The sequence below is a fragment of the Marinobacter sp. LV10MA510-1 genome (assembly GCF_002563885.1).
In the GTDB taxonomy this organism is placed as follows: domain Bacteria; phylum Pseudomonadota; class Gammaproteobacteria; order Pseudomonadales; family Oleiphilaceae; genus Marinobacter.
Genome location: NZ_PDJA01000001.1, coordinates 2,171,648 through 2,187,194 on the forward strand (window position 1 = coordinate 2,171,648; position 15,547 = coordinate 2,187,194).

13 protein-coding genes and 4 pseudogenes are annotated in these 15,547 nt (G+C 54.6%); 8 read left to right on the forward strand and 9 right to left on the reverse strand.

From position 1 onward, the window contains the following. The first annotated feature begins 43 nt into the window (after positions 1 to 43). From ATI45_RS10430 to mnhG, 7 genes are read left to right on the forward strand one after another with little or no spacing between them, the layout of a single operon-like run. A complete protein-coding gene (locus tag ATI45_RS10430; protein ID WP_098419446.1) occupies positions 44 to 2,350 on the forward strand; it encodes a putative monovalent cation/H+ antiporter subunit A in 2,307 nt (768 codons plus the stop codon). Continuing rightward, positions 2,347 to 2,772 carry a Na+/H+ antiporter subunit B gene (locus ATI45_RS10435; protein WP_098419447.1) on the forward strand — a complete coding sequence of 142 codons (426 nt, stop codon included), beginning with the start codon at positions 2,347 to 2,349 and terminating at the stop codon, positions 2,770 to 2,772. The genes ATI45_RS10430 and ATI45_RS10435 overlap by 4 nt, the downstream gene beginning before the upstream one ends. A gap of 52 nt (positions 2,773 to 2,824) precedes the next feature. Continuing rightward, positions 2,825 to 3,172 (forward strand): Na+/H+ antiporter subunit C, encoded by a 348-nt coding sequence (locus ATI45_RS10440; RefSeq protein ID WP_098419448.1) that lies wholly within the window; start codon positions 2,825 to 2,827, stop codon positions 3,170 to 3,172. Further along, positions 3,169 to 4,680 (forward strand): Na+/H+ antiporter subunit D, encoded by a 1,512-nt coding sequence (locus ATI45_RS10445; protein ID WP_098419449.1) that lies wholly within the window; start codon positions 3,169 to 3,171, stop codon positions 4,678 to 4,680. The genes ATI45_RS10440 and ATI45_RS10445 overlap by 4 nt, the downstream gene beginning before the upstream one ends. Continuing rightward, positions 4,677 to 5,150 carry a Na+/H+ antiporter subunit E gene (locus ATI45_RS10450; RefSeq protein ID WP_098419450.1) on the forward strand — a complete coding sequence of 158 codons (474 nt, stop codon included), beginning with the start codon at positions 4,677 to 4,679 and terminating at the stop codon, positions 5,148 to 5,150. Before ATI45_RS10445 ends, ATI45_RS10450 begins: the two co-directional genes overlap by 4 nt. An 11-nt stretch (positions 5,151 to 5,161) precedes the next feature. Continuing rightward, entirely contained in the window at positions 5,162 to 5,428 is a 267-nt protein-coding gene (locus tag ATI45_RS10455; RefSeq protein WP_007350768.1) for a monovalent cation/H+ antiporter complex subunit F, read from the forward strand. Beyond that, positions 5,425 to 5,838, forward strand: coding sequence for a monovalent cation/H(+) antiporter subunit G (gene mnhG, locus ATI45_RS10460; protein WP_098419451.1), 414 nt, complete (start codon positions 5,425 to 5,427; stop codon positions 5,836 to 5,838). The genes ATI45_RS10455 and mnhG overlap by 4 nt, the downstream gene beginning before the upstream one ends. A gap of 87 nt (positions 5,839 to 5,925) precedes the next feature. Here the strand turns inward: mnhG and ATI45_RS10465 are convergent. The 4 genes and pseudogenes from ATI45_RS10465 to ATI45_RS10480 all read right to left on the reverse strand — a co-directional run bounded on the left by ATI45_RS10465 (position 5,926) and on the right by ATI45_RS10480 (position 9,263). Further along, positions 5,926 to 6,647, reverse strand: a pseudogene (locus tag ATI45_RS10465) (amino acid ABC transporter ATP-binding protein). A gap of 147 nt (positions 6,648 to 6,794) precedes the next feature. Further along, complete coding sequence (tnpC, locus tag ATI45_RS10470; protein WP_218926134.1) at positions 6,795 to 8,507, reverse strand: IS66 family transposase; 1,713 nt, start codon at positions 8,505 to 8,507, stop codon at positions 6,795 to 6,797. Beyond that, a complete protein-coding gene (tnpB, locus tag ATI45_RS10475) occupies positions 8,482 to 8,802 on the reverse strand; it encodes an IS66 family insertion sequence element accessory protein TnpB (RefSeq protein WP_018405611.1) in 321 nt (106 codons plus the stop codon). The genes tnpC and tnpB overlap by 26 nt, the downstream gene beginning before the upstream one ends. Further along, positions 8,799 to 9,263 (reverse strand): hypothetical protein, encoded by a 465-nt coding sequence (locus tag ATI45_RS10480; protein ID WP_098419453.1) that lies wholly within the window; start codon positions 9,261 to 9,263, stop codon positions 8,799 to 8,801. The genes tnpB and ATI45_RS10480 overlap by 4 nt, the downstream gene beginning before the upstream one ends. A 155-nt stretch (positions 9,264 to 9,418) precedes the next feature. Between ATI45_RS10480 and ATI45_RS10485 the strand changes: the two are divergent. Beyond that, positions 9,419 to 9,637 (forward strand): annotated as a pseudogene (locus ATI45_RS10485) (aldehyde dehydrogenase family protein); the annotation flags it as partial. 95 nt (positions 9,638 to 9,732) lie between these two features. Here ATI45_RS10485 and ATI45_RS10490 read toward each other — a convergent pair. From ATI45_RS10490 to ATI45_RS10515, 5 genes and pseudogenes are all read right to left on the reverse strand, one after another. Continuing rightward, positions 9,733 to 10,866, reverse strand: a complete 1,134-nt coding sequence (locus ATI45_RS10490; protein ID WP_098419454.1) for a glycerate kinase — start codon at positions 10,864 to 10,866, stop codon at positions 9,733 to 9,735. Between the two features lie 44 nt (positions 10,867 to 10,910). Then, positions 10,911 to 12,255, reverse strand: a pseudogene (locus tag ATI45_RS10495) (GntP family permease). A 150-nt stretch (positions 12,256 to 12,405) separates the two neighbouring features. Further along, the gene (locus ATI45_RS10500; protein WP_098419455.1) at positions 12,406 to 13,539 is read right to left on the reverse strand and encodes a sugar diacid recognition domain-containing protein; all 1,134 of its coding nucleotides are present in this window, start codon (positions 13,537 to 13,539) and stop codon (positions 12,406 to 12,408) included. Between the two features lie 645 nt (positions 13,540 to 14,184). Beyond that, a pseudogene (locus tag ATI45_RS10510) lies at positions 14,185 to 15,019 on the reverse strand (LysR family transcriptional regulator). A 95-nt stretch (positions 15,020 to 15,114) separates the two neighbouring features. Beyond that, on the reverse strand, positions 15,115 to 15,543 hold the full coding sequence (locus tag ATI45_RS10515; RefSeq protein ID WP_098419457.1) for a universal stress protein: 429 nt from the start codon (positions 15,541 to 15,543) through the stop codon (positions 15,115 to 15,117). Positions 15,544 to 15,547: the final 4 nt, after the last annotated feature.

Here is a 15,547-nt window from a genome sequence, read left to right on the forward strand (position 1 = left end):
AACCTAATTATTTCGAAGGGTCTGACTGGAGCGCGATCAAACTATGCTATTGGCTGTATTATCAGGATTTTTACTCGCGATGGTCGTCCCGGCGCTGCACCGGGTGACCGGAAGGTACATCGGTTGGGCGCTTGCCCTGCTGCCAGCCAGCCTAACAATCTACTTCGTCAGTCTGATTCCAGCCGTCCAGGCGAATGGTTCGCTGGTCATCGAATATGCCTGGTTGCCTGGCCTGGATATCACGCTGAATTTCCTGGTAGACGGGCTTTCTCTGGTTTTTGCATTGCTGATCAGTGGTATCGGCACATTTATCCTTATTTATTCCGGTTCCTATCTTGCCGGACATAAATATCTGGCCCGGTTCTTCGTGCTGATGTTGTCTTTTATGGCGTCGATGTTTGGTCTTGTGCTTTCAGACAACCTGGTAACGCTCTTCGTGTTCTGGGAATTGACCAGCATTACTTCCTACCTGTTGATTGGCTTTAATCACGAAGACATGGCAGCCCGCAAGTCTGCCCTGCAGGGTCTTTTCGTAACGGTTGCCGGCGGCCTGGCACTGATGGCGGGGCTGATTCTGCTGGCGATCATGAGCGGTAGCTATTCGCTGTCTGAAATCTTGTCGTCGGATATGCCGTTGCACGAGCACGCACTCTACACCGCAGCGGTCATTTGTATCCTGGCAGGCACGTTTACCAAATCCGCCCAGGTGCCCTTCCATTTCTGGCTCCCCAACGCCATGGCCGCACCGACGCCGGTTTCCGCGTTTCTGCATTCCGCTACCATGGTAAAGGCTGGCATTTACTTGATGGCGCGACTGAACCCCTCTCTTGGCGAAGGTGAACTCTGGAGCCAGGCGCTCATGCTTTTCGGCGCCGCTACTATGCTGACCGGAGCCTATCTGGCGTTCAGTAGCACCGGTATCAAGAAGGTATTGGCCTATTCCACCATAATGGCACTGGGCACCCTGACCATGCTGATCGGCGTAGGCACGGAGCTGGCCCTGACCGCTTTTATCTGTTTTTTAGTAGCGCATTCTCTGTACAAGGGCGCCCTGTTCATGGTCGCCGGGGCACTGGATCACGAGACCGGCACAAAAGACATCACCGTTATGGGCGGGCTGCGAAAGGCCATGCCGATTACGGCGGCAATTGCCTGCCTCGCCGCTCTTTCCCAGGCAGGGCTACCACCGCTGTTTGGCTTTATCGCCAAAGAGCTGCTGTTTGAGTCTCTGCTTGAGTCGCCACTCTGGTCAGTCGGACTAACCATCACAACGGTCTTGGCAGCGATGCTGCTCGTGGCCGTGGCCGGGTTGGTTGCGATCAAACCGTTCTTTGGGAAAGTCGGCAACACACCCAGAATCCCCCATGAAGCGCCCTTTGGCATGCTGATTGGCCCGGCGGTGCTGGCGGTGACGGCCCTGGTGTTCGGGCTGCTGCCCTTTCTTCCCGAAGCGGCATTACTGCAAGCGGCGATTGGTAGCATCAATGGGTCCGCCGTCGAAACCAATTTGGCGCTTTGGCATGGCGTCAACAAGCCCCTGATGCTGTCAATCGTTAGTCTACTTCTGGGGTGGGGCCTGGTGGCCAGCTGGAATCGGCTCCGATCTCCTCTTGCTGCGATCAATACGTCAGCCGCACGATTTGGCCCGGAGGCTGGATATTTCAAGTTCATGGAAGGCATCACCATCATCGCCGCCTGGCAAACCCGGGTACTTCAGAACGGTGTTCTTGGGCTATACCTTCTTATTCTGGTTGCCGTAACCTTCGGTTTAACCGGCTACACGCTGCTGACCAAACACGGAATCAATCTGACGCTCGACCTTGCCGACAGTCACTTTTATGAGTGGGGCATTGCGCTGTTATTGGTAGCGGCCGCGACTTTCTCCAGCACGACCCATTCACGCCTTGGCTCTGTTGCATCCATGGGCGTGCTTGGCTTCGGTGTCGCACTCACGTTCATTTTGTTCAGCGCGCCGGATCTGGGCATCACCCAGCTGCTGGTAGAGACGTTAACAGTGATCCTGCTGGTGCTGGTGCTGTTCAAACTGCCTGAATTTGGCAACCTGTCGTCCCCGTTTGAGCGTTATCGCGATCTTGCGGTTGCGATTTTCGCTGGCATAGTTATGACCCTGGTGATTCTTGCGGCGCTGGACGTGCAGTACTTCGAGAGCATTTCGAGTTATTACATCGAAAACAGCGCAACGCTTGCCTACGGCCGCAACATCGTAAACGTCATTCTGGTGGACTTCCGGGCGCTGGACACTCTGGGCGAAATCTTTGTTTTGTCTCTTGCTGCTCTGGGTGTGCTTTCAATGATTAAACTGAAGGCGGAGGATCAGCACAAACCATGAAAACAAACACGCTGATTCTGCACACAGCGGCACTATTCATTATGCCGCTGCAGTTGATGTTCTCGTTATTTCTGTTGCTCCGGGGCCATGACGAACCCGGCGGCGGTTTTATCGGCGGGCTTGTAGCCGCAAGCGCGTTCGTGCTTTATGCCTTCGCATTCGGTTCGACAGCCACACGGCGCATTCTTCGGGTCGATCCCAGGGATTTACTGTCAGCGGGCCTGCTATTCGCCCTTGCATCAACGCTTCCCGCTTTTTTGGCCGGCCAACCCATGTTAACGGCCCATTGGTGGGAACTGCCTTTGCCCGGCGATACCTATCTCAAGCTGTCGACCGTGCTAATTTTCGATATCGGCGTCTACGCGGCCGTGCTCGGAACCATCATGACGTTTGTGATCAACCTGATGGAGTCGGAGGAATGATTCAGGATTATCGTAACCACTCGCCCCCGTTGAACACACAAGGAGCGCCAGTATGGAAAGCTTGATGGCTTATGTCGTCGGCATCCTGTTCGCTGCAGCGATTTACATGATGCTGCGCCGCTCCATCGTCAAACTGGTTATCGGTCTGATCTTGTTAAGCAACGCTGCCAACCTCCTTATTTTTGTGGTCTCAGGTATGACCCGCGGAGCGCCGCCGCTACTGCCGGAAGGCGCTGAAGTCCCGTTGGGTGCCATAGCTGACCCGCTACCCCAAGCGCTGATCCTCACAGCAATTGTTATTGCCTTTGGTGTTCTGGCATTTGCAGTGGTTCTGATACGCCGCGCTTATGAAGTCGTGGGAACCGATGATCTTGACCAGATGAAGGATACGGACACTTGAACCTGGAACTTGCCTTACCGATTTTGATACCACTGACTGCCGGCGCAGTGTCGATAGCGCTGTGGCGGTCAATTCGCTATCAGCGCATCATTGCCGTGTTAGCGACCGCTTTGCTTCTTGCAGCCAGCGTATGGTTGCTGCGCTCCACCATAGACCAGGGGTTTCTGGTTATGGAAATGGGAAGCTGGCCGGCACCTTTCAGCATTGTGTTTGTCTCCGATTTGCTCAGCGCCATCATGATCGTGCTGACCGGCATCATAGGGCTGGCCATCGCCATCTATTCGCTGGCTTCCACGCCCAAAGGTCACGAGAAGTTTGGCTATTACCCACTGATGCATCTGCTGCTGGCAGGCGTTGCCGGCTCTTTTCTGACTGGCGATATTTTTAATCTTTTTGTTTGGTTTGAGGTAATGCTGCTCGCCTCCTTCGCCCTGCTCACCCTGGGAGGCGAACGGGCACAAATGGAGGGCGCGATAAAATACGTCACTCTGAACCTGTTCTCCTCGGCCATTTTCCTGTCTGCAGTGGGTTTGCTTTACGGCACGGTCGGCACACTGAATATGGCCGACATTGCTCAGAAAGTAGCAACCATTGAAGACCCCGGTATGGTGACCGTCATATCGATGATGTTCATGGTGTCCTTCGGTATAAAGGCGGCGGCCTTCCCACTGTTTTTCTGGCTACCGGCCTCTTATCACACCCCCCAAGTGGCTGTTTCTGCACTGTTCGCCGGCCTGCTGACCAAGGTAGGTGTCTACGCCCTTTATCGCGTTTTCACGTTAATTTTCACTCAGGACATTGATTATACCCACACCATTCTTCTGTGGACTGCGGCGCTGACCATGCTGACCGGTGTGCTTGGGGCTGCCGCGCAGTTCGAGTTCCGCCGGATCCTGTCTTTCCACATTGTCAGCCAGATTGGCTACATGATTCTGGGCCTGGCGCTGTTCACGCCGCTGGCCATCATTGGCGGGGTGTTTTATATCATGCACCACATTATTGTTAAGACGAATCTGTTCCTGATCAGCGGTATCACCTATCGGTTACTCGGCAGTTACGACCTGAAAGACCTCGGTGGCGTTTACAAAGAACGTCCTCTTTTGGCGCTGCTTTTCCTTATCCCCGCCCTGTCACTGGCGGGCATTCCGCCGCTGTCCGGTTTCTTTGCAAAATTCGTGGTTATCCGCGCTGGTCTGGAAGCGGAGGCCTATGTTGTCACCGGTATTGCCTTGCTAGTGGGTTTGCTGACTCTCTATTCCATGATTAAAATCTGGGCGGAAGTGTTTTGGAAGAAAACACCGGAACACGTGACCGATTTGCGCCGTTTGCGGGGCGAGGTGAAAGACAAACACAACTGGGCCTACTTCGTGCCGGTGATCGGCCTTGCGGCCTGCACCGTGTTTATCGGCCTTAATGGTCAGCCGATCTATGAGCTGGCAGAAATGGCGGCACACCAGCTGTTGAATCCGCAGCTTTATATCGAAGCGGTTCTGGGGGCACAGCAATGATCGGTTTTTTCTGGAACATCATGCTGGCGCTGGCATGGGTAGCTCTGAGCGGCAGCTTCAGCGGCATGAACTTCGTGGCAGGCTTCTTCTTCGGTTACCTGGCGCTCATGGTCTTGCAAAGACAGGTGCCGGTACTTAAAGGTTATTCCAGGCGCATTCCGAGGGTCGTCACGTTTTTGGTATTCTTTATAAAGGAATTGGTAAAAGCGAATTACCGCGTCGCCTACGACGTTGCCACACCGGTCTGGTATATGAAGCCCGGCGTTATTGCGTTTCGCCTCGAGGCCTGCACCGATGTCGAGATTATGTTCCTGAGCAGCGTGATTTCACTGACACCCGGTACCCTGAGCCTGGACGTGTCCGACGACAAAAAGGTGCTTTATATACACGCCATGTTTCTACAGGATGAAACAGAGTTGCGGCAAGACCTCAGGGAACTTGAGCACAGAATCCTGAAGATCTTGCGCTGAGGAGCCAAAACGTGATCCCGTTTGTCATCAATATTGTTTATTTTCTGCTTTCCCTGGCGCTCTTGCTTGCGTTCATTCGCCTGACGCGGGGCCCGTCTCTTCCGGACAGAGTGGTGGCTTTGGAACTGATTGCATCGATCGTGGTGGGCTTTGTGGGAGTTCATGCGATTGACACCGGTATTTCAAGCCTGCTGGACGTCGCGATTGTTATCGCCCTGACTGCGTTTCTTGCTGCCATCGGCTTTGCGCGGTTTCTGGAACGGGGGACGCAAGAATGACGGATATCATCGTATCCATACTGCTACTGGCCGGCGCCGGCTTCATGTTGCTGGCGGCCGTTGGCATCGTTCGTTTACCGGATTTGCCCACACGCATGCATGCATCCACCAAGGCGGGGGCCATGGGAGCCATGTTCACCATGGCTGGAGTGGCGTTTTTCTTTGCCGACGGCGTCGTATTGGCACGGGCATTCGCCATCGTCGTGTTCATCCTGATTACCTCGCCGATTGCAGCTCATGTTATCGGGCGTGCCGGTTACTTTATTGGGACACCACTCTGGAGCGGCACAGTAAAAGACGAACTTCGGGACAACTATGACCCGCAAACCCACTCACTTAGGAGCGGTTTTGAGGGTAGCCCTGAAAGCGTGACTCCACCTCCCGAGCCGAAACCGGACAAGAACTCTTAAGCGCACCACCACTCCTTTAACAGGAAAACAAAAAAAGGGGTCGAGTTTTCACTCGACCCCTTACAGATTCAAATCAGCATTATCGTATCAGCGTACTTTTGACAGGAATTTCTGAGTTAACGGGTTTTGCGGATCGGTAATAACCTGTCTGGCCTCGCCAAGCTCGGCAATAACGCCTTCATGAAAGTAAGCCACGCGATCAGACACATCACGCGCGAAACTCATTTCATGTGTTACGCAGATCATGGTCATTCCCTCATCCGCCAAAAGCCGCAACGTATCCAGAACCTCGCCCACCAATTCGGGATCAAGGGCGGATGTAACCTCATCAAAGAGCATGTAATCGGGCTTCATGGCAAGGGCGCGGGCAATCGCCAGGCGCTGCTGTTGGCCGCCAGACATTTTTGTAGGGTAAACGTCAAACTTGTCACCCAGACCCACATGCACGAGTTCCTTTTTGGCGACTTCAATCGCTTCTGCCTTGCTCATTTTTTTGACAATTCTCGGTGCCAAGGCCGCGTTTTCCAGCACGGTCATGTGCGGAAAAGAGTTCCATTGCTGAAACACCATGCCCAATTTTTGGCGCAGCTTATCTTTGTTGGTCTCTTTGCTATGAACATCAACCTCATCTACAAAGATTTTACCTTTGTGAATACCCTCGATGGCATTGATACAATACAAAAAAGTCGACTTACCGCTACCGGAACCCCGATAATGCTGAGAACTTCGCCTTTTTGGACATCCAGGCTAACGCCTTTCAGAACTTCAAGATCGCCAAAGGATTTATGGACATTCTGGATACTAATCATATTGCCATTTTCCTCTCAACATACCGACCATATGACGATAAGGGGTATGAAATAATAAAGTAAAAGATACCAACACCGATCGTGACCTTACGGCAGCATAGCGCAACTTCGCGCTACGCTTGTGCTAGACCTACCTGGAGGGCGCGCTCAGGCGGCCTTGACGTCTTGACTGCTGTGGCTTTGATAGGTCCACGGCAACCAGCTCTGCGGACTTTGCCTGGCTTCGCTGGCATGGCGCTGGACGCTGCGCAGGTAAATCAGCGGATTGATCCCGGCTGCGGCACAGGTTGCAATCACTGAGGTGATCACATCGGCGATGGCCGCACCGGCGGCGCTCTTGAAGAACATGGCGTTCTTGCGATTGCGGATCGGCAGCTTGAGACCACGCTCCATGCGATTGTTGTCGAGCGGTGCCCCCTCCTGGCGGCAGAATGCGCTGAGTCCGTCGAAGTGTTTGTTGAAGTAGTTGACCGCCTGGCCAAAGCTGCTGTTGGCTTCAGCCGCGTTCGCAGCCAGCCGGTCTGCGCCATAGCGGCGGATGTCTTCCATCACCGGAAGTGAGTGCTTGCGGTGATGGGCCAGCCGCTGCGCGGCCGTCATCTGCTGCTCAGTCGCTTCAGTGTCGTGTTGCCAGATCAGCTGGTAACGCGTCAGTACCGCCTCCGCCTCTTCAGGAAAGTGCACCACCAGATCGGCAAAGTTGCGCCGGCCGTGTGCATTGCACAGGGCGATGCGCAGCGGGGTGCGGCTGACATGGTTGGATGAGAGCGCATCACTCATCACCAGCGGCGGCGGGCTGCCGTCACTGCGCAGGCGCAGGACATCGTCCAGTAATTCACCGGCATGGCTGAGCGATGTCTGGTACAGCACCAGGGGCGGACCGTCACCTTGCTCGGCAATCATGCCGGAGGTATGAATGCCGGAGCGCAGTCGCTCACGGCCGTCATGGCGACTGCGTTTCATGACCGGTTTCTGATCCAGTATCCGGTTCCCGGTATCGTCGATATGATACAGCCAGGCGTCGGCGGCCAGCTTGAGCAGGGTGTCATGCACCGGCTTGAGATCATTGGCCAGATGCTCGCACTGATCGAAGATCGTCGAGGCTGTCATTGGCACGCCCAGGAGCTGATTCAGGGTGCCCTGACGGTAAAACGGGTGGCCGGCGAAGTACTTGTTCATGGCCATCAGGGCTCTGGCGCCGTAGCCGTACTTCTGGCCTCGCCCGCCGTCCTGCAGAACAGAGTCTGGCAGTGTGGCCGTGATGAAGACACCGCAGGCGTTGCAGCGCAGGCGCTCGGCCACGTGCTGCACGGCATTAAACGGTGGCTGACTCTCAATGCGGACGAAGCTGGCCGGATCGTACTTGTAGAGCTTGCCGGTCTCGCATTCAGGGCAGTCGTCGCCCTTGCTGACGTCTTCGAGCGCATGATGTTCGACCGTCGGTGGCACCGCCTCGACAGCCGGTGGTTCGGCCGAGGTGGCCGGACTGCGTGATGAGGCTTTGCGTGATCCGCTCTTCCCAGTGGCGGTGCCCAGCAGACTGCTGAGCTTTTCTGAAGCATCGACCAGGCCGGCCAGCTTCCGCAGCTTGTGCAGGCCGACTCTCCTGGACTTGATGCCAGCCTGCAGCTTCGCCAGCGTCATCAGCGCATCGAGCAGCAGCCTGACATCTTCGGGGGGTAGGGCCAGATCATGATCCAGCGCATGTTGCACGCGCGTGGTCAGCGCTTCTACCTGCGCTTCGGTCAGTGTTGTGGCACTGGCAGCCATGATCTGTTCCTGTTGTGAGTCTGTTTGAAGATGTTGGCATAGCCTACTGAGTTTTCGAACGTTTTCAAGATAATTTCTCGACAGGGCCACGCAGCCACTGCCGCAGCTGCGCCGCCTCCAGCACGGTCAGCGCACTGCCTGCGGCCGGCCAGCGGGTAAAGCGGCCTTGCGAGAGGCGTTTGGTCATGAGCCAGAACCCGCTGCCGTCATAGCAGAGCACGCGGACCATGGTGCGGCTTTTGTTGGTGAAGACGAAGCGGGTATCACCGCGCGGATCCTGTCTGAGCTGATCACGGCACAGGGCCACGAAGCCATCGATGCCGCGACGAAAGTCAGCCGGCTGCGCTGCCAGCAGGATGCGGCTCGAGCTGGTCAGCAGGATCATGCGGCCTCCGTGGCGCAGAGCGCCAGTACCAGCGCACTCACCTGAGCAGGACTGCAGGCGCCTTCGATGGTCAGCCGTTGCCCTGATGAGGTCGAGAGGGTGAAGGTTGGGACAGTGATATCGGTTTCGGTTTCGGCTATCGCCTGTTCAAGCGGCACGAAGGTTGGTGCTGATACACATGAGCGTGTCACTGTCTGTGGAGCAGCGCCCCGACGTGTCGTTGCTTGCGCCTGCAACTTCGGCGACCAGGTGTTCAGCATGGTGTAGCTGATACTGAGCGCCTTGCTGACACAGACCCGCGAGGATGCCAGTGCCAGCGCGACGGCCCTGTCGCGCAGTGACTGAGGCACGGCCGCACGCTGGTGTGGTCGTTGCGCACGCCAGCGCGTGAAGTCTGCGGCCAGCGAATCGAGCCGCCTCTGGAGCTGAACGGTATCGTTGACGGGGGTTAGTGGAATCATGACTGCCTCCTGATAGGGTTGAGGCATTCATTGAATCAGAAGCTCAGCAGGAAGTTGCGCTATGCTGCCGTAAGCTCACAATAGAGTCGGCACCATCGGTCACCATCGGCCCCCTGATCAACGCCAAAGCAGTGGCCAAAGTAAAGGGACTGGTGGCCGAGGCCGTGAAAACCGCCAACGACACCCCATTCGGTTTGGCCGCCTACTTTTACGCCCGGGACATCGGCCGTATCTGGCGGGTCGCCGAAGCGCTGGAATACGGAATGGTGGGCATCAACGAAGGGATAATTCCCACCGAGGTAGCTCCCTTTGGTGACGTCAAAGAGTCCGGCATTGGGCGCGAGGGCTCCAAGTACGGCATCGACGACTATTGATTAAAGTCGCTCAACAGCCTTTGGTAAAGAACGGAGAATACGAAACATAAACCCGCTTTACCGGTATTACTGCAACCTGCGCCTGTTTCGGTTTTTTATTTCAGCCTTAAAACAAGCCGAGCCAGTTGCTCGCTGGTGCTTTCAAGGTAATGTGCCGCACGTGCGATAGCGTCGTTTTTACTGATTGGCCCTGGGGCAATCGAGAAGACAGCCGTAATACCCGCCTCATGAATGGCCGTCATATTATCGCCTCCCAGCATGCCGGCAAGGCCAATAACAGGTACCTGATAGCGTTGCGCCAGCTTGGCAACGCCTGTTGGTGTTTTACCGGAAGCACTTTGGCCATCGATCGCTCCTTCGGCCGTAATCACCAGGTCGGCGGCCTTCATCTGCGCCTCCATACCCACGGCGGCCATCACCAATTCGATACCGGGCTTTAAAAGCCCACCGAGAATCCCGGCAACCGTTCCCCCAATGCCGCCAGCTGCACCACTTCCCGCAAAGCTGCTTATGTCGTAACCATTTTGCTCCACACACCGAGCAAAGTGGCTAAGGTTGGCGTCGAGCAGCTTGACATCGTCTGGCGAGGCACCTTTTTGTGGCCCGAATACGGCTGCGGCGCCCAAGTCGCCGAGCAAGGGGTTAGTTACATCGCAGGCAACCACAACGTCTATGCCTGCCAGGCTTGCTTTCGCGTCGGTAACATCAAAGTGGCTGATGTATTTTAAACCCGCACCGCCAGAAGTTATGGACTGACCCTTACAGTCCAATAATTGTGCGCCCATAGCTTGTAGCAAACCTGCGCCGCCATCGGTGGTGGCACTGCCGCCCAAGCAAACGATGAGAGTCTTCGGCTGGTGTTTCAAAGCGGCCATAATGAGCTCACCAGTGCCATAACTGGACGCTGTCATCGCATTACGGTCGGGCTCGGCCACGCAGTGCAGGCCGCTTGCCTCAGCAACTTCAACAATGGCGGTTTTCCCGTTATCTATCAGCCCGTAACTGGCGTTAACCAAAGCACCGGAAGGGCCGCTTACCCGTGCCTGGAGCAACCTGCCCTGCATAGCCCCCACAAGAGTGGCCGTTGTGCCTTCGCCACCATCTGCCAGTGGGATCTTAATAACCTGATCATCTGGAGCACCGCGTAACCAGCCGACGGCAATGGCGTCAGCGACGGCTTCCGCCGTCAGGCACTCTTTAAACGAATCAGGGGCAATAAGTACGCGCATGCTGCAGCCCTTAACAGTAATTGTTTAAATATCCCTAATGCCCCTTATAGGGCTACCAGGGAAACCAGCCATACGGAAGTAATAGTCACCAGGCCCATAAACAGTGTTGCCGCGGTGTGTGAGCGATACGCCGTTGCAACGTCCATTTTACTGAACTGGGATACCACCCAAAAATAGCTGTCGTTGGCGTGGGATACAGTCATTGCGCCCGCACCAACGGCCATAACCGTTAAAACGCGGCCCATATCTGAGTCCAATCCCAGCTGCGGCAACAACGGAGCAACCAGCGCAGAAGCGGTAACCAGAGCGACAGTTGAAGAGCCTTGCGCCGATTTGAGCGCAGCGGCCACAATGAAAGGCATGATAACCCCCAGACCCAATGTAGACAGGTTCTGCCCAAGGAAATCACCCAGCGGTGTAGCGGCAAGCACAGCACCGAATGCCCCACCCGCACCGGTAATCAGAATAATCGGCGCCGAGACAACCAGACCTTTTTCAGTGTGACGGGCAAATCCTTTGAGTTTCTCATCACCTTGAATCAGCAGCACGGCAAACCCGAGGCCAATCAACAGAGCATTCAGCGGCTTACCAAGAAAGTTCAGCGCTTCATACAGAAACCCATCACCCAACGGGGCGGTTGGGTAACTGGCTACTGAGCCTAAACAAATAAGGACAATAGGCACAAAAATAGGGGGCAAAGGCTTTCCATGGACCAGGCAGTTCGCCGTAATGCTCTTTGCCTTCCTCAAACGCTTCTTCTGTCAGATCCAGCTCTGTGCTGGGAAGATTTCGTGAGAAATAGGCCCAAATCAAACCCGCCGTCGCCGCGATTATGGCAAAAACAAGGCCGACGCCGATAACCAGCCCCAAGTTGTTTTCCAGCCCCAGGTTGCCCGCTGCCGCAATCGGGCCAGGCGTGGGCGGTACAAGGGTATGGGTTGCAAATAGACCGGTAGAAAGCGCAACCGTCATTGCTACGGGGGATACGCTAAGGGTTCTTGCCATGGAGCGCTTCAGGCTGTTGAGAATGACGAAACCGGAATCACAAAATACCGGAATAGACACAATAAAACCGACGATAGACATCGTCATGGTGGGAAACTTTTTCCCTAAAAATTTGATGATGGTTTCAGCCATTACAATAGCGGCACCGGTGCGCTCAAGAATCACACCAATGATGGTACCCAAAACAATAACCAGGCCGATATAGCCGAGAATTTTACCAAAACCCCCACGAATCGTTGATTCGATGGAGTCGAGGGGCAGGCCAAATGCGAAAGCGGCGATGAACGATGCCAGCAAAAGTGTGATGAAAGGATTGAGCCGCAATTTACTCGTTGCGAACACAATAAACGCAATAAGAGCGATTAAAATGAAAACCATGTGCATAGAAAATCTCCGGCATCGCTTCAATTATTATTTTCCCAAGAAGGGAGCTCAGTACAATCACTGAGTCTAGAATCTGAGCGGAGATTCGTCTTTAGTCAAATATACTGAAAATTGAGCCAAAACTTGCTCTTTTTTGTGCAAACCGACAAATCAATGGCTTTTGGAGAGGCTGCCTGCGCTCAATGCCAGATACAAATGGAGAAGTTCCGGGAGCTTGAAAGGAGACAAACCGGTGAGCTGCTCAATGCTTTTCAAACGGTATCGAATGGTATTGCGGTGCAAGTGCAAGGCCGACGCACATTGTTGTACATCGCCATTGGCGTCAAAAAATGCGTTTAAGGTTCGCACATACAGAGAATGGCGGGGATGAGCATGCAGCGCTTGCAAAGGGCGCAACAGTTCATGCTGTTGCCAGCCAGGATTTAGGCTCTCCCATAAAATGGTCACTGGATTGTTTGAATAACAATGAACTGTATTTTGTGGCGACTCACGTCGGCCATGAGTCATTGTTGCCAGGGCAGATTCGTAACATCCCTGCAGGTTGCCCTCCATGTGCTGCCCAACAGCGACCACAATCGACATGTGAGTGGCTGACGGTAAATGACGCTGCAAGCGTGTCAGCGCTTGTTCTGTTATTGAGCGCTGCTCCGAGGCACCTGGCGCCTTTACCGGCACAACAACAAGAAGTCGCTGGGGCGCTACCTGGGCCAATAACAAGTTTTTGTCGCTGAACTCAAGCTGTCGCGTCAGCGAAATGACAAAATCGTCGGGACCGGGTAACTGAACAGGCTCTATGATCAATGCAAGGCGTGGCTGAGCCTGATCGAAGCCGACTCGTTCCAACCAAACCTGCGGTACGGTGCGTCCATTAATCAGGGCTAACAACGTATCCTCAATTTGCCGGCGACGGTGCTGGCCTAGTTCCAGCAGAGCGGTATGTTCCAGCATGAGCTCTGCCGTAACCTTCACCAAATCTGCAAACGGCAAGACTTTGGCCGGTTCCCCGGAAATGCCAACAACAGCAACGACTTGATGACCGACCGTAATAGGAACGTTAACACCATGGCGAACCCCGGGGAATTGCTCGGCATTGTGAGCATCAACCGCCAGCGACTCCCCTCGCACAGCCACATGCCGTGCGCCCTGATGAATTTCACCAACTCGTAGCGGATCACCTGAAGCGATGATCACGCCGTCGGGCGTCATCACATTTACCGAGTGGCCAATAACCTGCATTGCCCTGTCTACGATGCGCTGAGCTGTCGTTTGGTCAAGTGTAATCATAGGCGCACCTTACCACAGGGTATTGCGGAGCAAATGGACGCCCAGCCACTTGAAAGCCTGCTTCTTACGACAAAAAGAGAAAGCATTCAAACACTTGGCGATCAGGCGGTAAACCAACCGATTGAGGCTGACGCTATTCGACAACGCTATGTTCTATCGTCTTACTCATCACTCACAGTGATACCAGAAATATCAGACAACAATTATTCAACCTAGCTCTTCATCCTGATAATGCTCTCATCGGATTCGAAAGCACCCACGTGATTTCCAGTCCCTGACACACCAATCGATGATCCTTAGGAGAATAACCATGCGTAAAATTACTGCAACCGCACTCGTAGCAGTCCTAGTCGCTTTTGCCCTCCCAGCCTCTGCCAGCTTGGCAGACCGGAAGTCCGACGAGCAGAAGACCGAGCAGCCAGCAGCGCCCGCTCCATACAGAGGTCACGTCGTAATTCGCGGCGAGATTGTTGCCGTTGACCACACATCTGCCCAACGCACATCTAAAATCTAAGTAGCGTAGCCATTGTGCTTAAGAACTCAGCCGTCGGGATGTATTTTTTACCAACTGCTCGGCGGTAAAACATATTTCCCCCGACCCGCTGGGCTTAACTCTGTACTTAAAATATCATCGAAAATGATGATTTAGTCAGTCATGTCCATGATGCTTGAGTAACGCTCTTTCATCGAGCTCTCGATCAACTCTCGCAGCCAGACAATGCCAGGATCGCGGTCGTGCCTAGTGTGCCAAAACAGGTAGAGACTACTGGGATCAAGGTCAAACGGCAAAAGCGCGACCCACAAACTCATTTACCGTTACCGCAATGCGCCGGTTTAGCCCTTTTAGATCAAGATAGCTGTCGACAAGCCCGTGAGCTTCGCCGGACATCGTCACCAGCAAGTGCCGCGCATCTATGAAATCTTCCATAGAGAGCTGTTTACCTGCCAGCGGATGGTCGGCCCGCATTGCAACCTGATAACCCCCTTGGAACAGCCAGATACTTCTAAGGCTATTGTCATGATGGCTGATTGGTCCAATGGCGAGGTCTACGTTGGCTTCGCGTAAATCACTGTGGGTTCCTTCCGGCGTAAAAGGAACAGCGTGAAGGTCAACGCCTGGCGCCACGCGCTCGAGTTTTTCGGCCAGTTGGCGCCAGATCATTTCTACGGTGAGATCCGTGACCGCAATCCGGAAAGTCCGGCGTGCCTGCGCGGGATCGAACTTAGTGGATCTGACGGCGGTTGACAGGTCATAGATTGGGCCCCGAATACGGTCCCAAAGGCTGAGCGCATAAGATGTCGGTTCTATTTTGCGACCCTTTCGCACGAACAGCGGGTCATTCCAAACCTGCCGCATTCGCGAAATCGCGTTGGATACCGCCGGTCGCGTCATTGCCAGGCTTTCAGCCGCGCGAGTGACCGAACGCTCGGTCATGATCGCATCGAACACATAAAGCAGATGCAGCTCCTGGCTTTTCATCGAGCGGTTTTACTCCGGCCTGGAATGACCCGCTGTTCGTGCGAAAGGGGCGCAGGAAAACAGTCGTCGCATGCCGTAAACGCCCCAGCTTAAGCTTAGCGCACGATCATTACCGACATCTTGGCATGATGCACCACGTGCTCGGCGTTGGGGCCGAGCACGTAATCGGCGAACTTACGCTTGTTATGGGACGCCATAACGATCAAATCGATATCAAGTTGCTTTGCCACCTTGATGATCGCCTCCCAGGGCGAGCCATCGACAATGACACTTTGCGCCCTTACATCCGCGGGCACGTTCGCTTTAATGAAGGCATGCTGAGCCTCGGCTATCGCCTTATGGGCCTTTTTTGCGAAGTCTTTAGGAAAATAAGACCCCACTATCGGCATATTGTAATCCGGCAGAACCGTAACCAGATGCAACGATGCGCCGAAACTTCTACATAGCGTCAAAGCGGTGGGGAACGCTTTGGACCAAGACGCCTCTTCATTAAGGTCCAGTGGCAACATGATCTTGCTGTACATGGCA